Annotated in this window: 10 protein-coding genes; 3 read left to right on the top strand and 7 right to left on the bottom strand. The window is 45.1% G+C overall.

Translation table 11 applies throughout. From position 1 onward, the window contains the following. Positions 1–248: 248 nt before the first annotated feature. Positions 249–2,714 carry a beta-mannosidase gene (locus ACWNM1_RS08370; RefSeq protein ID WP_449600631.1) on the bottom strand — a complete coding sequence of 822 codons (2,466 nt, stop codon included), beginning with the start codon at positions 2,712–2,714 and terminating at the stop codon, positions 249–251. A gap of 131 nt (positions 2,715–2,845) precedes the next feature. Between ACWNM1_RS08370 and ACWNM1_RS08365 the strand changes: the two genes are divergently transcribed. After that, entirely contained in the window at positions 2,846–3,697 is an 852-nt protein-coding gene (locus ACWNM1_RS08365; RefSeq protein WP_449600630.1) for a helix-turn-helix domain-containing protein, read from the top strand. A 68-nt stretch (positions 3,698–3,765) separates the two neighbouring features. Here the strand turns inward: ACWNM1_RS08365 and ACWNM1_RS08360 are convergent, their stop codons facing one another. The 3 genes from ACWNM1_RS08360 to ACWNM1_RS08350 form a co-directional block, all read right to left on the bottom strand. Further along, on the bottom strand, positions 3,766–5,379 hold the full coding sequence (locus ACWNM1_RS08360) for an extracellular solute-binding protein (protein ID WP_449600662.1): 1,614 nt from the start codon (positions 5,377–5,379) through the stop codon (positions 3,766–3,768). 141 nt (positions 5,380–5,520) lie between these two features. Beyond that, a complete protein-coding gene (locus tag ACWNM1_RS08355) occupies positions 5,521–6,411 on the bottom strand; it encodes a carbohydrate ABC transporter permease (protein ID WP_042190738.1) in 891 nt (296 codons plus the stop codon). 27 nt (positions 6,412–6,438) lie between these two features. Further along, positions 6,439–7,395, bottom strand: a complete 957-nt coding sequence (locus tag ACWNM1_RS08350; protein ID WP_094876932.1) for an ABC transporter permease — start codon at positions 7,393–7,395, stop codon at positions 6,439–6,441. Positions 7,396–7,622: 227 nt separating this feature from the next. On the opposite strand from ACWNM1_RS08350, the gene ACWNM1_RS08345 reads away from it, so the two are divergent. Continuing rightward, complete coding sequence (locus ACWNM1_RS08345; RefSeq protein WP_076300759.1) at positions 7,623–9,377, top strand: cache domain-containing sensor histidine kinase; 1,755 nt, start codon at positions 7,623–7,625, stop codon at positions 9,375–9,377. Positions 9,378–9,438: 61 nt separating this feature from the next. Here ACWNM1_RS08345 and ACWNM1_RS08340 read toward each other — a convergent pair whose 3' ends face one another. The 3 genes from ACWNM1_RS08340 to ACWNM1_RS08330 all read right to left on the bottom strand — a co-directional run bounded on the left by ACWNM1_RS08340 (position 9,439) and on the right by ACWNM1_RS08330 (position 18,621). Continuing rightward, positions 9,439–14,247: an S-layer homology domain-containing protein gene (locus ACWNM1_RS08340; RefSeq protein WP_449600629.1), complete on the bottom strand. Its 4,809-nt coding sequence runs from the start codon at positions 14,245–14,247 to the stop codon at positions 9,439–9,441. Between the two features lie 286 nt (positions 14,248–14,533). Further along, positions 14,534–16,075 (bottom strand): response regulator, encoded by a 1,542-nt coding sequence (locus ACWNM1_RS08335; RefSeq protein ID WP_449600628.1) that lies wholly within the window; start codon positions 16,073–16,075, stop codon positions 14,534–14,536. 221 nt (positions 16,076–16,296) lie between these two features. After that, positions 16,297–18,621 (bottom strand): glycoside hydrolase family 95 protein, encoded by a 2,325-nt coding sequence (locus ACWNM1_RS08330; protein WP_449600627.1) that lies wholly within the window; start codon positions 18,619–18,621, stop codon positions 16,297–16,299. Positions 18,622–18,873: 252 nt separating this feature from the next. On the opposite strand from ACWNM1_RS08330, the gene ACWNM1_RS08325 reads away from it, so the two are divergent. Beyond that, positions 18,874–19,743: a helix-turn-helix domain-containing protein gene (locus ACWNM1_RS08325; RefSeq protein WP_449600626.1), complete on the top strand. Its 870-nt coding sequence runs from the start codon at positions 18,874–18,876 to the stop codon at positions 19,741–19,743. The last annotated feature ends 21 nt before the right edge of the window (positions 19,744–19,764 follow it).

The following is a 19,764-nucleotide window of genomic DNA, read 5'->3' as shown; positions in this document are numbered from 1 at the left end:
TATCAGATCTTGTTGAAATATAACTGGCTTAATTTATCTTGTTGTTTGAAGTCTATTTTAAAGATAATTGGAAGGGGATACAATCTTAATATCTATACCTTAAGTAGTAAAATATTGATCTATAAAACATTCAATTTCTTGTTATTAAGCTTTACAAAACAATAAATGATTATTAGCGGATATAGTAAAAAAAATACATAAAAAAAGAGGCCCCAAGATAAGGGCCTGCTTCCTTTGAATCTTCCTATTTAAATATCAAATACGGAGCGTACAGTAAGCTGTGCACGAAGTTCTTCCGCCGTAGCTGGCTTGTCGAGATCTTTTTTAGTGATGGTAATGGTCCTCGTTGTACCACCTGACATATCAAAATAGTTGTCGCTGAAGATGGCATCTCTCTCCTTGAAGTCTAGGCCGACAAAACGAGCATACGTCTTAGCCTTCACGGTAATGACAAATTGTTCTTCTTCCTCGGTAAGTACCGCTTCAAGCTCAGGGTCAACGAAGCTAAAATGCTTTGGCTTCACAAACAGGACCGTTCCGCCACTCTTTGTCTCACTATTTACCTCGAAAGAGTACTCCAGATAAGTCTCACGTTTCTTTCCTTTCGTATCCAATATGTGGCCGAAATCAAGCTGCTCGAACTCAGCAGTACTTAATGCGGCAATTTCCACTGGCTTTGTGCCTTCCAGCAAGACCTCCGATGCCGTAGTGAGCAGCCTCCAGCGTAATTCACCAACAACTTGCTCTCTGCTTTCGTTAGAGACATGAAGGGAGACCTTCGTTCCTTCGTCAAGGGCAGAAACAAGAATCGGTGCGAAGAAATGTTTAGCCGCATAATGCATAGCCTTCCACCGGCAATAATAGTCGATACTGGACCAAGAAGCTACCGGCCAGCAGTCGTTCAACTGCCAATACAACGCACCCATACAGCGACCTCTATGTCTGCGCCAGTGCTCAACGCCGCAACGCATCCCTTCTGCTTGGATCAACTGCGAGGCATATAGCACAGACTCAAAATCTTTCGGATATTTGTAAGTCTCCCCGATATAGTAGAGAATTTTCTCATTCCCGGTATTGTTCTTCTGATGGGACTCCATGACATAAGAGAAGATATTACGATCCTCCGGCAGTGTGAACGATTCGATGGTCTTCAAGCCCGGAAAAGACTGCAACCCGAATTCAGACATATAGCGCGGATATAGCTTCCGGTAATCGGTAAAGGGTTCTTTTCCATGCCAGACTCCCCAGTAATGCATATCTCCATAATTCTCGTCATTTGGCTTGTCAAAGCTGCCTTTGGAGGATGGTGAAGCCCGCCAGTAGAAGGTGTTCGGATCAATTTCTTTAGCGATTGCCGGTAGAAGCACCTCATAATGCTTAATATAATCTGCCTTTAGCTGCAGAGAATAATGCTTCTCCCAGTCCCATTCGTCCCAAGCCAGCTCCTGCTCGTTGTTGCCGCACCACAAGCCTAGCGAAGCATGATGGCGAAGACGCTTCATGTTATCGATGGTCTCGTGCGTGATATTCTCCTCGAAAGCCTCGGTCAAGGCATAGATGCCGCACGCATAGAGATGATCCTGCCAGACGATGAGGCCATATTCATCACAGAGATCATAGAAATAATCATCCGGGTAATACCCGCCACCCCATACACGAATCGTATTGAAATTGGCAGCGACACAGCTTTGGAGCAAGCGATCTGTGCGTTCTCTAGTCACGCGAGGCAGAAGATTATCTTCCAGAATATAGTCGGCACCTGTAGAGAAAATAAGCACACCATTGACTTCAAAAGCAAAAGATTCTCCCCATTGGTCTTCTTCCTGCTTTACAGTAATGGTTCTTAGTCCAATTCGCAGTTCTCTACGATCTAGCTCCTCCGCCTTTTCCTCAAGTACAACATCTACATTGTACAGTGGCTGAGCACCGAGATTATTCGGCCACCACAGCTCTGGCTCCATAATTTCCAGTGCAATATGATGATCCGTCTCAATCATTTCGGACACACGATGCTCAATGCACAGACCCGCTGGTGTGTGAACTTTAACCACAATTTCTCGATCAGCCGCTTGCCAGCTCTCTGTTCTAACTCGAACATCCAGCATGACCTTATCCTTCTCATGCAATTGAGTAATATAAACATCATCAAGACGGGCACTGTTATATCCCTGTATGGAGAGACTACGCCAGATTCCTAGATCGGGTAACTTCGGACCCCAGTCCCAGCCGAACATAGAGTGTGCTTTGCGCAGATGCGATATCCCCTCTACGGCATCAGCACATCCACTGAGCGGCAATTCTGCTTGCTTCCGTAGAGTGAATTCTACTGGAGAGCGAAAAATGGCGTGGATAGTATTATCACCAGGCGTCAATACAGACTTGATATCTACTTCATACGTCCGGTGCATGTTGTCACTGTTCAGAATATTAGTTCCATTCAGGGAAAGCTCACAAAGCGTATCCAACCCTTCACACAGCAGAAATACTCGGTCATGCTCTAGAACGCCTGCTTCCAGCTGAAAACTACGCTTATATTCGTAATCGTATTTGGACAGTTCCAGAACCTCATACTCCTGCTCGCGGTAGAACGGATCTGGCATTTCACCAGCATTGAACAAATCATGGTAGACAGAGCCTGGCACGCTGGCTTCCAGCCATTTCGGTGCATGAAGCCGTTTCATTTTCCATTTTCCGTTTAGATTGACAAGTTGCATATTTCCGCCTCCAAAAATGTGCTATTTTGACTTCTTGTTTTAAAATATTAACAATAATACGCATATATTTCTTCTATTGTGTTCGCAAAAATAGTGTGCTATTTTAACATCACTAACACTGGAGGAAAAACATGATCAAATATACCGAGGCAAGCCACATTAATCCCGAATTGTTAGCAGATCCCTTCTGGGTCGAGTCCCTAAGTCAGGTATCCCCAGAACATACACATGATTTTTATGAATTTTTCATACTCACTGAAGGCCGATGCCGGCATATCGTCAACGGGACTGCCCAGCTTCTTCAATCTGGCTGCCTTGTCTTCATCCGGCCCGATGATACCCATCGCTATGAAGCTGACGGGGATAGCGATTGCCGCTTTCTGAACATTCCCTGCCGAAAAAGCCTCATTAATGATGCCTTTAGTTACCTGAATGAAGAAGAATTTCTGCACGGGCTATTAAATATTCCACTCCCTAGAATCGCCATGTTATCTCAACTGGAGATGGATGATTTCATTCGTTCTTTCGAACGCATCCGAATGCTTTCTACCTTAGACAAAGTAAAGTCCAGGATTTATCTGAAAGGAATACTCGTAGATACACTTACCCAGCATTTTTTCTCTCCAGAAACCATCGAGCAGCCAGAATTCCCACTGTGGCTCGAACATGCCGTTTCCAAGATGCATCTAAAAGAAAACTTAAACAAAGGCCTTCATGCCCTGTACGAGTTGTCGGGCAGAAGCGCCGGTCATGTCAACCGGGCCTTCCGCCAGTACTTGAACCAGACACCAACAGAATATATCAACCAACTTAGGCTTAACGTGGCACGTAATCTGCTACTTACTACTGAACTACGTGTGGTCGAGATTGCTCTGGAGTCCGGCTTTGACAATGTCAGCCATTTCTATCATCAATTCAAAAAGTACTATCACCAGGCTCCACTGGATTTCCGCAAAAATGCGCATGCTAATAGACTAGTTTAATTAACATTTGAAAACATAGAAAAAGGCCCCCCCTCTGCCTGAATGCAGAGAGGAGGCCCTTACAATAATTATTTTGAATTCCACAGCTCCATACGCTCTGCGTACTTCTGGTTAATGATTTCTTCTACTTTCTCATCCCCAGCCTTTTTCATTTCCGCAAGCATCTTATCGAATGTCGCGTTGGCTTCGGCTTCAGTAGGAGCAATGATTACTCTCGTAATGCTTTGATCCATAATATCTTTTACCTTCTGTGCAGTCAGTGCTTCAGGTGTTCCGCCATCAGGACTCAGGTTGTCATATTCCGCTGTATCCCATACAGAATCCCCAAGGCTCTTAATCGCCATCTGATCTACTTCACTGCGTTGATATTTAACCGCCATATCGTAAGGCTGTTCATTTGCATCTAGACCATTCTTAATAAACCACAACCATTTACGAACACCGCTCTTCTTCACTGTGTCGTCCCAGTTTTCCTTGAAGCTATCCAAGAATGCAGGGTCCGGTTTTCTCTTGCCATCCACCATGGTGTATTGAACGCCTTCTTGGCCCCACAGCAGCAAATGCTGTCCTTCATCACTTGCCAAGAAATTGAACAGCTTCATTGTTTCTTCAGGGTGCTTGTTGTTCTTCGTAATAGCGATAGCATCCCATCCAAGTGAGCTTCTTGGTCCAAATGTCGTTTGGGCAGGGTCTACTCCAGGGGCAACAACCTTGTATGGGAAGAGCTGATTATCTTCTCCGCCATCCTTCTTCAAAGTTCCGTTCCCGTTACCTGGATCCCAGTAAGCGCCTGGTGTGGAGAATACTGCGCCAGTAGCCAGCTTTTGAACCCAAGTTTGCGTTTTGCTAATCGCAAATTCCTTCTCAATCAGACCTTCTCTGTATAATTTATTTACGTAGAGCAACATTTCACGATACTTTGGATCCTTAACATCATATTGCAACGCTCCATTGTTATCATAGTAAGTTTTCAGACCCCACATGCCTTTGAACGTTCCCAGGTTGGCGCCCATATTCTCACCGTTCATGGTCATTGGAATGGATTCTTTTCCATCAATCGTCTTATTTTTTGCTTTAAAATCCTTCAGAATGGCTTCTAATTCATCCGTTGTGAGCGGAGTTGTGCCATCTGCTTTGTCTGGAGCCAGATCTGCAAGCAGATTTTTTCTCATCAGCATCCCGAAGACTGGATCACTATCTAGTCCGTACCAGTTAGCCAAATAATAGTTCTTTCCGTCTTTATAACGAGTCTTGGTCAGTGTGTCGCCATACATTTCCTTAATATCAGGGCCATTCTTCTCAATCAACTCATCGAGTGGAATGAAGGCACCGCTTGTGATGTATTTATCAAGTGAAGCATCCCCACGGCTCATCACGACCACATCTGGATAGTCACCGCTGGCAAGCATCAAGCTTAGCTTCTCTGTCGGATTTCCTGTTGGCTGCTGAATGGAGATCTCAATGCCAGTCTTTTTAGTGATTTCTTGGGCAACAGCATCAGTAAAAGGCTCTCCCTTAGTATTTGAATCAAACCATGTAAGTGTAATCGGCTCTTGTTTTGTATTGTCTCCAGCCGCTTTGTTTGTATTGTCTGTTCCATCATTAGAGCCACAGCCCGCTAATAGACCCACAGATAATGCAGCAGTCATACTTACGCTCAACCATTTGTTTTTCTTTATCATAGACACCCTAATTCCTCCCATTAATTAAGTTACGTCACAAGTCTATCAAGCAAGCAACCAAGCAAGTCTGTCCGCTCACCCCCCTTCAGGGCCGCCAGCTGGACAACTCCTCTCCGGCTGGCGTTCGGTTATTTAATCATATTAACTCTTAACAGCGCCCAAAGTCATACCCTTAACAAAATACTTTTGCAGGAACGGATATACTAGAACGATAGGCAATGTTGCAACCATCGTCGCTGCCATCCGGATCGTATCGCTTGAAACAGCATTTCGCTTGGCGGAGTTAGCCAGCATTTGCGATTGCGATACCATACCTCCGGTCTGGAATTGACTCAGTATTTTGACGAGGACCGCTTGCAAGGTCTTCAGGTCTGAGCTGTAAGTAAATGCATAGGAGTCAAACCACGAGTTCCAGTGCGATATTGCCTGAAAAAGGCCCACTGTCGCGAGTACTGGTGTTGTTAACGGCAGCACAATCCGGAAGAAAATCATTAAGTCATTCGCTCCATCTACCTTCGCTGACTCCTCAATCTCACCAGGTAATCCCTCCATAAAGGTACGGACAATAATCATATAGAAGACATTCATCAAGCCTGGCAGAATAAAAACGGAGAAAGTGTCGATCATATTCAGGGCTTTAAGCACCATGTAGTAAGGAATCAGCCCGCCTCCGAAATACATCGTAAAGACGAAGTAAAGGTTCCAACCCTTGCGTCCCATCAAATTCCGCCGGCTTAGCGGATAAGCAAGCATCGTAATCACAAGAACCGACAGTGGTGCACCAATTACGGTCCGTTTAACCGTTACCCATATCCCATTCATAATTTCGGTATCTTTCAAAATTTGTTTGTAGCTATCAAAGGTGATATCTCTTGGCCAAAAGTAGACACCACCACGAACAGTATCCTCAGCAGCATTTAATGAAAGAACGAGAATATTCCAAAAAGGTAAGAAGGTAACCAACAAAACAAGGATAAGAATCAAATATACAAAACACTTAAAGATATGATCTCCGTATCTGTTCAAAAACATCTCAAGCGCTCCTCTCCATTTTGTTATTTAGAACAACGCTTGGTCGTTCACTTTTCTAGAAATTCGATTCACGATCACAACAAGAATGAAGGCAATAACGGATTTGAATACCCCCACGGCAGCCCCGTATGAGAACATGCTGTTTTGTAACCCGTATTTGTATGCATAAATATCGATAACTTCCGAGTACTCAAGTACAGTGTTATTTTGCAACAGATATTGTTGTTCAAAGCCGGCATTCAAAATCCCTCCGACAGCAAGAATGGCCAATATCACAATAGTTGGACGTAAAGCAGGGAGCGTAATATTCCACATTTGCTTGAATCGGCTAGCTCCATCTACTCTTGCGGCTTCGTAAAGCTCCGGATTAATAGCGGATATTGCAGCTAGGTACATAATGGCGCTAAAACCCATTTCTTTCCACATATTAGATAAGGCGATAATCCACCAGAATAAAGGTCCGTTTTGTAGAAAAGCTACCGGTTCGTCAACAATCCCGAGCGTTACTAGAAGATTGTTGAACATCCCATCGGAAGCTAGCAGCGTAATTACAATGTTAGCGGCGATAACCCATGAGATAAAATGCGGCAGATAAGAAACCGTCTGTGTAAAGCGTTTGAAAAATCCCTGTTTTGCTTCATTCAGCACAAGCGCGAGTATGATCGGCGCAGGAAACCCGAATAACAAGGTCAAGAGGCTTGTCGCAAGCGTATTACGCATTACACGGTAGAAGTCTCCTGTGGTAAAGAAATATTCAAACCACTTAAAGCCAACAAAGTCAGCATGGAAAAATTGTTGAAAAAACGTTCCTCCACCCGGTTGATAGTTTGTAAATGCCATATACATACCAAACATAGGTCCATAGGAAAATAGCAATGTCGCAATTATGGCAGGGAGCATTAGCAAAAATAACCATTTCTGCTCTTTTAATCTGTACCAAAAATTATTGCCCCTGACTGTTTTGATAGCGCTTGCTTTATGCATCAAATACCCTCCCTTTTTATTTAGTGCAGCATGCCCTGCTACATCTCGATTCAGCTTCTCTCCTATTTATCTTAAGTCCGTATAGGGCTCCTTTCTATACTTCAATCCTCCGAATGATAGCGCTTTTTAAAGGAGTTTCTGAACATTCGAGCATTGGATTTCGATATTCAGTCTGATATGATAAACTTGGCTTTCCGTGAATTCACAGTAAAGAAGGGACTTCTACGATGCGTCATTTTTACAAAAAGTATATTTATATGCCTTTTATCGACCTTAGCTTTCGCTCCAAGCTATTCCTCGTGTTCGTTCTGGTCACCATTCTTCCAATGATGCTTTTTGTCTATTTTTCATTCGAACTTACAAAATCAAAGCTGACCGATCAAATCTACATCAATATGATGAATTCAACGGCCCAGATCAACAAGAACCTGGAGAACAAACTGGACAGCTATGAGCATATTTCTGCTTCTATTTACTTGGATAATAGGCTAGCCACTTACCTCACGAGCGAATATCAAGATGATCCATCTTATCTAGACGTCTATCAATATATTGGCAATCGTATAGACACGGTAATGGCTGCCTATCCCGATTTTGGTAGCGTTTTCATTTATTCCGACAATCCATCACTGCCCAAAGATAATTACTATATCAAGCCGGTTACACCCGAAGTGAAGGAGACAGAGCTGTACAAGCAGCTGATGCAGTCTCACGGGAATATTATTCATCTGTCCTCACCGCAGTCACAAGATAATCCCGCAATGTTTACACTGGCTAGGTTACTGAACAATAATCGCAACCAATATCCCTACGGTATTCTGGTCTTCGAAATATCGGAATCAGTGATCTATTCTTTAATGGAGAAAGAAGCAGGCGGCAAAGATATTTTTATCGTTAATGACAAGGGCCTTATTTTATCAGCCGCCGACAAACAATTATTAAATACAAGTCTGCCGGAAATGCTTGATCAGAACTTTGATGAATTGCCTTCTGGCAGATTTGATACTACATATAAAGGAGAAAAGGCTTTCGCCGTCTATAACACGCTCACAAATGGATGGAAAACCGTCTCTATATTCCCTTATGACAGTATCATTCAGGATGCGAAATCCCTGTCAGAGCTCATCATCAAAATTTCTTTAGGCTTTATAGTCGTCGCATTATTGCTGATTTACATTACTGCATCGATGTTTAGCAAGCGTATTCGAATGTTAATCCGAATGATCCGGCGGCTAGAACGTGGTGACTTCAACCCTACGAATGATGAATATTTAGGCAATGATGAGATTGGCCAGCTTCATTTTGCCTTCAAGCAAATGACTACACGCTTAAAAAGTCTAATCACCGAAGTGTATCAGAAGGAGCTACAGAATAAGGAGGCAGAGCTTGACCTGCTTCAGGCCCAGATCAACCCCCATTTTCTGTACAATACGCTGGGCTCCATTTCGTCTCTTGCCCTAAAACATCAAGATACTCGCATTCAGGATTTGGTGCTTCATCTCGCCAAGTTTTATCGCATCTCCCTGAATAAAGGAAAGAGCATCTTAACTATTAATGAAGAATTGAAGCTGACGCAAAGCTACAATGCCATTCAACTGATCCGATTTAAAGGACAACTGAACATCACCTACAATATTGATGAAGCGATCTTACCTTACTCTACAGTCAAGCTAGCCTTGCAGCCTTTTGTAGAAAATGCGGTGCTTCATGCGGTGTGGAATCAGGAAAGCCCACTAAATATTCATATCAAAGGCATAGTCGAAAATAGCGATATTATTCTATCTGTAATTGATGATGGCATGGGGATGAGTCGTGAGACACTTCACACTTTACTTGACGATAAACCCGGGCGAGGGTATGGGATTTCAAACGTAGATCGACGGATAAAACTGAGGTTTGGTGAGCATTACGGCGTTACAGTGTTTAGTAGGCTCGGAATAGGAACCACTGTGCAAATTCGTTTGCCGCAAAAGGAAATGTAAGGACAGAAAGAGGCTGTCTCAAAAGTAGAATCCACCACTTTTGAGACAGCCTTTATTAGCATTACTTCATAATCAAGTTATAGATCACTTGGGTCGCTTCTGCTCGGGAAGCGATCCCTTTTGGTGCAAATAGACCTTCACCTTGACCTTGAACCAGTCCTAGGCTGGCTGCTCCCTTTACAGAAGCGGCTGCCCAAGAGGAGACCTGCTTCATATCTTTGAATGCCACGTCATTTGAAGCAAGAGTTACTTTGCCATTCTTCAGCTCATAGGCTTTCATTAACATGACCGTGATTTCTTCACGGGTAATCTGTGCAGCCGGCTCGAACTTGGTCGCACTTCTGCCGCTCACGATGCCCACCTTGTAAGCGATAGAAATGGACTCCGCGTACCAAGCAGACGGTGCAACATCAGCAAAGCTAACATCTCCCCTTGTGGTCAACCCAAGGGAATGAACGAGCATAGAGGTGAACTCGGCACGCGTAATCGCACGGTTTGGTTCAAACTTGTCTTTGCTAGTCCCTTGAACATACAGCTTCGCCGCCAGTTCTTGGATTGCAGGACTAGCCCAGTGATTGGCTGGCACATCGACAAAGGTCCGTTTGAGCTCCAACACAGCATATTTACTGAAGTGCGTAACTTGTGCTGTCAATACACCACCAGCATAATTAGCAGGGATATATTCCAGCTTATCGTTATCCGCAATATAGTAAATGCCTCCGTGCCTCAAATCAAAGCCTTCTCCTACTGTCAGGCTTAGCGTAATGGGTTGATCGAACGCAGAAAGTGTTTCTGTTGTGCCAGCTTTCGTGGTCACCGACAGACTGAACTCATAGATATCACCCATGAGTCTAACCTGTGCTTGAGTAGTTCCCTCCGCTGCAGCAATGATCTCATTCGCCTTGCTGCTGCGTGGTGCTAATTTCAGGGTTATCGTGCTATCATCCCGCTGACCTTCCGGTAGCTTGCTCTGCAACTGGCGGAGCAGATCCGCAGGCACCTTCATGGAGAACTTACCGGACTTCAGCACCAGCGTGTGATTTGCCAACTGGCGAACTACATCAGAGGATAATTGTATCTGCTGTGTAACTCCCGTAATCTCCACGATGACATTACCAGATGCACTATCCAGTTTCAGCATCTCTGGTGTAAGGATTAGAGTGCCCGCGCCATTCTCTTGATCTACAATGCTGCCAGAAGTACCGTTGTTGTTACCCGGATTCGCAGGGACTTCAGGATTTCCCGGTTCTACAGTGGAGGCTGCTTTGACTGTAACTTCTGCCGCAGCTTTGAAGCCGCCGTCTACTGTTTCCACAGTAATTGTGGTTTTCCCAGCATTTACAGCCGTTACCGTTCCATACACTACGGTAGCTACAGACGTATCGCTCGAAGTCCAGTGTACTGCTTTATTCGCCGCCTCTTCCGGAGATATCGTAGCCGTCAACTTTCCGGTTTCACCAGCGGTTAATGTTAGCTCTGTCTTATCTAGCGATACACCTGTTACTTTCTTAGGTGCAGCTGTCAATTTTACCAGTTTCGATTCAGTCGGCTGCAAGGACAACGCGAGTGTTCCTGAAATAGTCGAAACCTCTCCCGTCCATAGGTCTTGCATCGTGTACGAATCCGCTGCGTCCAGTCCGGCTCTACCAAGATTCACCGTTTTGTCTGCAGAAGCATTGGCGCTGTAGTTGAATACAGCCAGATAATAATCGTTGCCGTCTTTCATCACAAAAGTATCCGCTGCATTTGCATTCGTATTTCCTTCCAGCGGCTTGAACACTTTTCCTTTTAACGCTAATTCGAGAACCTCCTTGTTGTTAAACAAGGCTGTCATGTACTCCTGTGCCTTTGGATCGTTAACATCATCAGAGCCGAGAAGTACAGTACCGGCGATGACGCCAGAGTTCATTCGACTGCGAGCTTCAGTTAAGCTGGAAGCGCGGGCCAACGCCAAATGATCGGGATCCGTATAGGTGTAGATCGTGCCATTTTGCCAGAAGCCATAAGTTAACGAATTCAGCATGTACTCCGTTTCATTGATCTTGCCGTAGGTGTCGCAGGAAATACGTCTGCTGTGTGCATATTGGCTTGGAAAGATTGGCGCAATAGATGCACTAATGAACATTTTTCCATCCAAACGATCTTTCACATAAAGCATTCCTTCATTGTAAGCTTGAATCCCTGTCGTTACGGTTGAATCGAAATGTTGTCCCTCAAGCGAACCGTGCGTCAAGAAATCCAATTTGATGAAGGTAAAGCCCAGACCCTTAAATTTGTCCAAAAAATAATTCATTCGCAGCTTAGCACCTGGATGTGTCACATCCAGAGGAAAAGCCCCATCCAGCGTCGGCAGCGGTTTGCCCTCGGCATCTTTGAGGACAATATCGCCATACGTATACTTATTGTCGGTACCCTCTACCGGCTGGCTCATATTGTTGCCCCAATATACAAATGGTGCCCAATAGATACCTGCATGCTGACCATTACCCTTAATTACTAATACAGCGTCAGCAAGCTGCTTATCATTCAAATTGTCCCAATAGGAATCCATATTAATAAATACATTACCGTTATTATTGAAATCATTTAAGTGCCCCTTATAATAATTGGAGACATCCACAACGTCTTGGTATGAAAGTGTACCTTCGTAAGCTCCCCAGCTGTTAAAACCAACAGGTACGCCTTGCGGCAACTCAGGATTCAGCAACAGTGGAGGTGTGATGATCGCATTAGCTTTTCCGTATTCCTCAAGTCCTGTGCGGTAATCACTGAATGCCCCCACCATAATCATCGGCGAAGACAATTCTGCGCCTGTAAGGATGCCATGAGGCTGGGTATCCCGTGTAACGTCGCTGGCTGCTCCGCCATAAACCGCTAGCTCGTTCAGCCGATTAGAAGAACCTTTCCAGTCGATCCCGGTCTTCCACGTATCATGAGTTACCGACCCGAGCACAAGGCCGCTGCGCGTCGAGTTATTAAAGATAGTCGTCATTTCATAGCTGGTATCCGCTCGGTTCATAGATTGAGATTTATAACGAATCCAAGCATCATTGTCAAAAGGAACGGTCAGTACCCGGTTATCTGCACTGGCACCGATATCTACTCCACCTGAACGTTTTACGGTAATAGGTGACATATAATTCGTCTGCAGCGCCGTATCGCTAATGGCATCCAGGCGAGTTAAGAAATACTTCTGATCGTCATAAAACTTGTAAACCTGTTTGAGCGTTGGCTGTCCAGCTGAGGTGTGAACAAAAGTAAGCTCCACTCCTTTGCCAAAGCCATCCTGAATTTCTACTGGAGCACCAGCACTTGTATGATTCTCATAGCTTGCAGTCTCAACGAGACTATCACCGAGTTTGATGCTACTATAGATTCCTTGCAGCTTCTGACCATCCTTCCACTTGTAGCTTGCGTATCCAGACTTAGTATTAAAGGAAACCTCATATTGTCCATTCGATACGAGCGTTCCATAAGTATATTCAGTAACGGTGATGGCCCCGTAGTTATTTGAAGTCCCTGGTGTCCCCAGATCACCATCCTCTTCAACTGGAGGATTAGGATCTGTACCTAATGCCGGTTCTACAATAATTCGATCCAGATCTGGCGCGTACCAGTTGCCGTCTGAGAATTTGATTGTATTCTCACCTTCGTTCAGGGACAGTGTAAGCTCATATGTGAGCGCCGTATCCCAGTCTGGTGTCTTTGGCAGTTCATAATACTGCTCTGCCCCACCATTAGCGCTGACGTATAAGCTGCGCGGGTCACCTGAGAAATAAGCTACCGTGATCCGATAATCCCCTGTCATCGGAGCCGTAATCTTATTGAAAGTTAAGGAGCTGCCGCCATTCAGATACCCTACCTTCTGTCCACCGGAAGCATTCGGGCTATCGCCAACTCGCGCTTCTCCAGTTAAATCATTGACCGGAGACTCCGCTTCATAACTGATCGTATACGGAATGACTTCAATCCGGTCGAAATCTGGAGAGTACCAGTCATGATCCGAGAATGTGATGGTGTTCAGCCCTTCCTGCAAGGAGGCTTCTACATCATAAGTTCCTACCGTATCCCAACTTGCTGTCTTTGGCAGATCAACCAATTCATCCAGTCCATCATTCACCTGCATATAGACAGGCCGCTGGTCACCGGAAATATAGGAAATACGGATCAAATACGTTCCCGCTGCAGGCACAGTGACATTTGTGAACTGTAAAGTACTGTTTTTATTCATATCCTTTACAATTTTTCCACCGGAACCAACGCTGCTGTCCGCTATTTTGGCGTTGCCTGTAATTATATTTTCAGGCGCTTCAGCTTCTATGATTGCACCATGCAGCTTCTCCTTCCAGTCGCCTCCAGATCCTTCACCTGGGTCGCTGTCGTCCAGTCCACGAATTACGATCTTGTCGATGTCTGGAGAATACCAGTTGTTGTCATCCATCAGGATGCTGTTCTCTCCAGCATTCAGCGGAAGTGTCACATCATAAGTTCCCACCGTATCCCAATCCACTGTCTTGGGTGGTTCTTCAAACTGCTTATCGCCGCCATTGGCACTGATATTGAATGGCCGCGAATCGCCAGAAAAATAGTACACTGTAATTTTATAATTCCCACTCTCACTTACAGTCACATGATTAAACTGCAAAGTGCTTCCTTGATACATCCCTCCGACTTTCTGCCCCCCGGAAGCTGCTGGGTGTTCAGAAATAGAAGCATTGCCAGTCATAGCATTTCCATCAGCTTCAGCTTCATAGGTAGTATTCTCCGCATCATCGGCATAAACCGTACTGACAAACTGACCGCCACTGCCTATTACCAAGCAGATGATGACAAAGAACAAAAATCCTCTTTTCATTGCTTTCCCAAACATTTAATCCCTCCGTTTGTAGGTCTCCTTGCACTTTTGTGATATTCGGGCGATATCTGTCCATAAAGTCATCAAAGGGGTTGGTTAAGAAGCATCTTGAAAGCGCTACCGATTTTCGATGAACTAAAACTCCTTTAATTGCCTTGATGAATGAAGCCCCTCACATGTGCTAGTTATAATACATGCTTAATTGTAAAAAGCAGAGGGATTAATATCCATATCGCAAGTTTACTATTCGTAAGGGAAAATAACTTTATTTCCTATTTGCCGAGCTGAAGCGCTGCCACAATCATAGACTCTTCCTATACTCGTTAGGTGTAACTCCTTGGTTCTTCAGAAATAGGGAGATAAAATAAGACGTGCTTTCATAACCGACTCTTTGGGCGATATCCTGAATTTTGAGCGAGCCGTCAGCCAGCAACTCTGTAGCCTTATCGAGCCGGATACGTGTTAAATAATCGTGAATCGTGATGCCAGTCTTGTCTTTGAAGATAGAGCGTAAATAGTTGGGCGACAAATAAACCTGATCAGATAAGCTATTGATCGTAATCGGCTGATCAAAATTCTGGTCGATCATACTGCGAACCTTGTGAACTAGCTTCGTGTTTTTGTCCATAAGACGCTCACCCAGCAAGCTCATGGCATTGCCTGCAGTGCCCAGGATCAGATCCTCAATCTCATTTAAAGTCAGTGCATTATAGATGGAATGATATAACTCCGCCCGTTTAACCCCCTCAGGAACAGGTTGATGCAGTTGCTCCAGCAGTTCGTCGACAAGATCAATCGCCCAATCGCAGATATTTTTTCTCTTGATTCTTAGTAGGGCTAGCCCCTCGAAATACTGATGCAGCTTCTGTGCGGCTTGCTCGAAATCTAGCTGATTGATAGCTTCAAACCACTCTTTTCTATTAAAAGGTGGCACATGCTCACTATCAAACTGGTTTGAAATCGCCAAGGCATGAATAATTGAACCCGTACCTTTATAGAAACGCTCGTTTAGGATTTCACGCGTCTGCTTATACAGAAAGTGTACCTCCGTTAATTCGGTTTCCTGCGCACCGACTGCTGCCGTCACTGTGAAATCCAGTCCACTTCGGATAGCCGCGGCCAAATCCTCCCACGCATAATACCCAGGCTGTTGGCGTGCTTCCATAAACACACCTACCTCCCCATCTTTGTAAGGCACAAATACCGTCTCTATATTCTTCGACTTGAAGAAATGATCCAGAAATGCTACCAACCGGTTTTTACAATCCTCCAGACTCTGCTGTTCCCCCTCTGCCTCAATCGGATCGATACTGAACAGCGCCATAGCGTAGCGATTCCTCTCAGACTCACGGGTAAGCTTGCAATAGCTGGTCGCCAGATCAGCGGCATGCTCCGCATTTTTTTCATAGGAGAGCTCCTTAAGAAGGTTCGTTTTAGCCGCCTCCATGGAACGTTTCTTCATTTGAACTTCCTCACAGCGCTGCTTCACCTTAGCGATAACGCTTCCAATTTCATTCAAGTCGAGGGGCTTCAGTAAATATCCAACAGCACCTACATTTAGAGCCGATTTTACATAGTTGAATTCATCATGCCCAGTCAGGAACATTAACTGCATCCAGTCATAGCTCTCATGTATTTTTTTAGCCATTTCAATACCGTTCATAATCGGCATCTGGACATCTGTAAGAATAATATCAGGTCTAATGGCCTCTATCTTCTCTAGAGCCTCTCTACCATTACTCGCAGTTCCGACGACATAGATACCCATTTCTTCCCAGCGGATATAATCTCTCATCATCTCAAGGCCAATTTCTTCATCATCAACTAGAAAAATACTGTACACTGATGTCCCCTCCTCTTTGTTGTCTGTTTCTTCTATTATATTCTTTTCCCCTTAGCCTACTATGGTCCAAATAAATGAAAGTTATTTTCAGGCATAAATCGTTAATTTGCAGATATCGGCAAAAGGGCTATCCGGTCCATAACAGACCGGATAGCCCTTTAATCATGCGCTAATAACCCAGCATAATTAAAGCGGGGGTTCATATCACCCCCGCCGAATCATTATACCAACTCCAGCTGGCTATTAAAATAGTAGCTTCCTCCTGTTTCTCCTTGGACAGTAGCTCTTCTATCTCCCAACCGAAGTCTTACCGTTCCCGGCGAGAAGGTACGGATTGTAGCTTCCACCAATTGACCATTCTCCCAGGCAATATCGACTTCCATATTCCCTTTAGCACGCAGTCCGGATACCGATCCATTACCCCATGCTTTTGGAAGTGCAGGCAGCAGATGAATCTCACCTTCATGGCTTTGCAGCAGCATCTCGGCAATAACAGCCGTCCCCCCGAAATTCCCATCGATCACAAAAATATTGCACTCCGCTCCTCCAATGCCCGATTTGGAAAAGCTAAATAAATTATCGAAACTGAGTCCACCAATCAAATGAGAAATATGATTAAAGGCCTTTTCCCCGTCATACAATCTGGCAAAGCCGAGACCGAACAATGCGGCGGTAAATTCCACATCCTCCAGTTCTTCCTGAACCATCCGGTTCTCAAGTGTTACTCTCACCGCAGCGCTAAGTTCAGGTGTCTTACCTAGTGTGATCTGATTACTTGGATAAACCGCGAACAAATGGGCCAAATGCCGATGCTCCGGCTGCGCTTCCTCGTAGTCCTCGAGCCACTCTTGCAGCTGTCCTCTCTTGCCGATCTGAAACGGTGGCAGCTTGGATATCGCTTGCTCCAGCTGTCCCTGTAGTTCCTCGTCCGTATTCAGTAGTTTCGCAGACTTCAAACAGAACTCAAAAAGGTCTTTCACCAGCATCTGATCCATAGTGGTACCCATAGACAGCTGCTGTGCCCCCTCGCTGCTATCCGTAGGATAGAAATGATTCTCCGGCGAGTTCGAAGGTCCGGTCACCAGCCAGCCGTATTTGGGATGGATGGTCATATAATCTAGGAAGAATGCTGCGGCTTCTTTTAGCACTGGATATGCCTGTTGCTCCAGAAACACACGGTCTTGACTGAATTCATAATGCTCCATCAGATGCGTCGCAATCCATAGTCCACCTGTAACGTTTAGCCCCCAAGATGTCTCCCAGCCCGGAGCCGTGAATCCCCAGACATTCGAGAATACATGTGCTACCCAGCCTTTGCTGCCATAGAAATCGCGAGCGCTTGACTTTCCAGCATGAGACAAATCCTCAATATAGCGCATTAATGGTAAATGACTATCCCCAAGATTTACGACTTCCGTCGGAAAGTAATTCATTTGCGTATTGATGTCCAAATGATAGTCACAGCTCCACCCCATACGGCAAGCCTCGCCATCATTCCATATTCCCTGTAAATTCAGCGGTAACGGGGAGTCTGCCCGTGCTCCAGCAATAGTCAGGTACCGTCCGTACTGCAGGAACAACGCGAACAACTGCGAATCCTCCTCCTGGCCCTGTGCCAGTATTCGAATACGTTGGTCAGTCGGCAGATTCACCTTCCCAGTGGTACCTAATTGGATATCCACCTTACCATATTCTTGCTCATAATCATCGATATGATCTTCTTTTAACTGCGCATATCCTTTCATCAAAGCCTGCTGTAATGTGCTGCTGCTCTCCATTTCCCACTCCGAGTTACTACGGTTGTAATCGGTGCTGACGGCAAAATAAATTCGCGCCTCATTGGCTCCGGCAATTCTCAATTGACCGTCCCCTCTGTACAACGTACCACCGGAAATGCTTACCTTAATTTGTCCCTTTGCCCATACCCCGCAAGTCCCGTCACTATGCACATTCTCTGTGGCTTGTCCTCTGAATTCAATAGTGTCGTCATTCACGACTTGAGTCGTAAACGACTCTGAACCACCCTCCAGACCGATCGTAAAGGATACACCTCCCGGTTCATCGCTCCAAATTCTTGAGACCACCAGATCATCAGCATGGGAGGCAAAAATCTCACGATGCAGCGTTGTTCCTCTACTTTGAACCACTGTCTGAGCCACCGCACAGGTCAAATCCAGCTCTCGCTCGATAGCCGCTGCTGACCCGGAATCCGTGTCCTGTTCTGCAAAGTCAATGACAACCTCGCATAAACCAAGGTTCGTACCGAAATTGCGTTTCTTCGGCTGCAGATATTGTTTGGCTAGACGGTCACCTTCATTATAATCGCCAGCAAAGAAGTACTTCCGCATCTCTTCCAGCGCAGCTTTGCCTCCGAAAGGAGCAGGCTCTGACTCAGCTTGACCCGACCAGTAGGTAACCTCGGTCATGTTCCATACCTCACGATACGGAGCAGCTATCACTACTGCACCTATTCTTCCGTTGCCCAAAGGCAATCCTTGTGACCAATCCGATGCAGGGGTAGAATACCATAATCTAAAATCGCTCATTTTATTTTCTCCTGTCCATAGTAGAATCTGTCCAAGCGCGATAACCCTCTAAAAAATATTGTTAATTAATCCGCTATAAAATTTAAAACTATTCATAATTCCATCTCTTTCAAGACAAGTCATACTTTCTTAACCTATCCCATATGTTGCGGATTCATTGTATTTATCGTATCATTTGGATGAATCACTGTCTTTGTTGACCCGTTCGATTATTTGACAATTTGTACGGTAAGATAAGAAAGAAGAGGTCGCATGAATAAACTATCTGAAATGACACCGTATGTCGGCGCAATTATGCCTTATGTATACGACGGCAGCAGCAATGAGCATCTGAGAGTCGGTAATGCATACGCGTTCCACTTGTTTACTGATGGCCCCGGTGAGATGGAGATCGACGGAATACGTTATCCGATTGAACGGAGGACGCTTGTCTTTCTCCGTCCCGTTCAGCCCCATGCTTTTCATATCATGCCTTCTCATCCACTGTCGTCCTACAACATCTATTTTGATTTATGGGACAACCGCACTCCAGTATCTAATAACCTTTCATTTATCCACGCCCCTGAAGGCTTACATTTTGAAAAAAAAGCCACCGAAGCACCCTGTGCCGAGCTGAACGAGTTGCCTTGCGTATTTCCACTAGCTAAATATCCCCTGCTATACGATAGTCTTGTGATGATTGCCAAGTCTTACAATGACGCGCTGTTCTATCGTAATGAGACGGCCAATAGCTATCTGTACGGCTGGATCTTGAGCTGGTATAATGCCCTCCATCAGCATCAGCCAAGTGATTATCGTATTGTCCGCCTGCTGGAATATTTGAACACCCACCCCGAGCGTGGTAAGTCTATCGAAGATTGGGCACAGTTCTGCGGACTCAAGCGGACATATTTCCATGAGCTGTTTCTACGGGAGACCGGAATGACGCCACGCGTCTATCATCATAATCTAGTCATGAGACGGGCGGCGGGCATGCTTCTGGAGAGTGAGCTTAGTGTGACTGCGATTGCCGAGAAGCTGGGCTATCCTTCCATCCATCCCTTCTCCAGACATTTCAGTGCCTGCTACGGCATTAATCCAACACAATACCGCCTTCATCCGCAAAGCCGAATACGAATGTAAGACTCCAACAAAAAAGAATAC

Source organism: Paenibacillus sp. Marseille-Q9583 (assembly GCF_976954365.1).
Note: the sequence above shows the minus strand (reverse complement) of the source record. Positions and strands in the feature narration are given on the sequence as shown.

What these genes read in the sequence shown, in the direction of transcription:
- ACWNM1_RS08370 (WP_449600631.1), bottom strand. Translation starts at nt 2,714, where the DNA reads ATGCAACTTGTCAATCTAAACGGAAAATGGAAAATGAAACGGCTTCAT.
- ACWNM1_RS08365 (WP_449600630.1), top strand. Translation starts at nt 2,846, where the DNA reads ATGATCAAATATACCGAGGCAAGCCACATTAATCCCGAATTGTTAGCA.
- ACWNM1_RS08360 (WP_449600662.1), bottom strand. Translation starts at nt 5,379, where the DNA reads ATGATAAAGAAAAACAAATGGTTGAGCGTAAGTATGACTGCTGCATTA.
- ACWNM1_RS08355 (WP_042190738.1), bottom strand. Translation starts at nt 6,411, where the DNA reads ATGTTTTTGAACAGATACGGAGATCATATCTTTAAGTGTTTTGTATAT.
- ACWNM1_RS08350 (WP_094876932.1), bottom strand. Translation starts at nt 7,395, where the DNA reads ATGCATAAAGCAAGCGCTATCAAAACAGTCAGGGGCAATAATTTTTGG.
- ACWNM1_RS08345 (WP_076300759.1), top strand. Translation starts at nt 7,623, where the DNA reads ATGCGTCATTTTTACAAAAAGTATATTTATATGCCTTTTATCGACCTT.
- ACWNM1_RS08340 (WP_449600629.1), bottom strand. Translation starts at nt 14,247, where the DNA reads ATGTTTGGGAAAGCAATGAAAAGAGGATTTTTGTTCTTTGTCATCATC.
- ACWNM1_RS08330 (WP_449600627.1), bottom strand. Translation starts at nt 18,621, where the DNA reads ATGAGCGATTTTAGATTATGGTATTCTACCCCTGCATCGGATTGGTCA.
- ACWNM1_RS08325 (WP_449600626.1), top strand. Translation starts at nt 18,874, where the DNA reads ATGAATAAACTATCTGAAATGACACCGTATGTCGGCGCAATTATGCCT.